This is a genomic window from Dietzia cercidiphylli (assembly GCF_014145145.1).
In the GTDB taxonomy this organism is placed as follows: domain Bacteria; phylum Actinomycetota; class Actinomycetes; order Mycobacteriales; family Mycobacteriaceae; genus Dietzia; species Dietzia natronolimnaea.
On record NZ_JAALEA010000440.1, the window covers coordinates 1 to 1,130 of the forward strand.

The window sequence follows — 1,130 nt, forward strand, 5'->3', positions numbered from 1 at the left end:
GCTAGTGTCGCGTTTCTGAAGTTGGTTTAGGGTTCGCTTTCGCGAGGATCTGTTCGGGAGTTTTAGTCCAGACGAACGGGTGTTTGCGGTCGTTCCAGCCCGTGATGAACTGGCGAATCTTGGCATTGAGGTCCTTGACAGATGTAAAGACACCACGGCGGATGGCCTGCCGGTCGATGATCCCGAACCAGACTTCCACGAGGTTGAGCCAGGATCCGGACGTCGGGGTGAAGTGCACGTGGAACCGCGGATGCTGTGCCAGCCACACCTTCACCGCCGGGGTCTTGTGGGTCGCGTAGTTGTCCATCACCAAGTGCAGGTCAACCTCCGGGTAGGCGCGGTCGAGTTGACGCAGGAACGCCAGGAACTCCTGATGGCGATGCTTCGGCTTGACCGCGCCGGTGACGTGCCCGGTCGCAATGTCCAACGCGGCGAACAGAGTCGTGGTGCCGTGCCGCTTGTAATCGTGGGTGTGCCTTTCGATGCTCCCGGTGCGCATCGGCAGCATCGGCGCGGTCCTATCCAGCGCCTGGATCTGACTCTTCTCGTCAACACACAACACGATCGCGTTGTCCGGTGGCGCCAAGTACAACCCCACCACGTCGGTGACCTTCGCGAACAGTTCGGGATCGGTGGAGAACTTGAACGTTCCGGCCCGCCAAGGCTGCACCCCGAACTTGCGCCACGCCCTGGCCACGGTGGCGTTACCGATCTTCAGATGATCCGCCAGCAGGCGTGAGGACCAGTGCGTCACCCCGTACTTCTTCGGCGGAGGAGTCAACGTCGTGGTGATGACCTTCTGGTCATCTATCCGCTTCGGCCGGCCAGAGCGCGACTCGTCGAACAGGCCCGCGATCCCATCCGCCTCATACCTGCCTCGCCACTTCCACACCGTCGTCGGCGTCGTTCGCTCCCGGTCAGCGATCCGAGAGTTCGCCTGACCTTCCGCCGCGAGCAGGATAATCCGCGCCCGCATCGCCAACCCCGATTGGATCGACGTTGACCGCGTCCACGACTCCAACTCCTCGCGGTCACCATCACGAAGAATCAAAGCCGGAGCCGGGTTATTGGGCATGACCCATTCTCCCAAACACCCAAGCATTTAGGAACTAACGACACGCGACACTAGC

At 61.3% G+C, this 1,130-nt stretch carries 1 protein-coding gene; it reads right to left on the reverse strand.

The window, feature by feature from the left end:
* Position 1: 1 nt before the first annotated feature.
* Positions 2–1,075, reverse strand: coding sequence for an IS630 family transposase (locus G6028_RS14975; RefSeq protein WP_182659351.1), 1,074 nt, complete (start codon positions 1,073–1,075; stop codon positions 2–4).
* Positions 1,076–1,130: the final 55 nt, after the last annotated feature.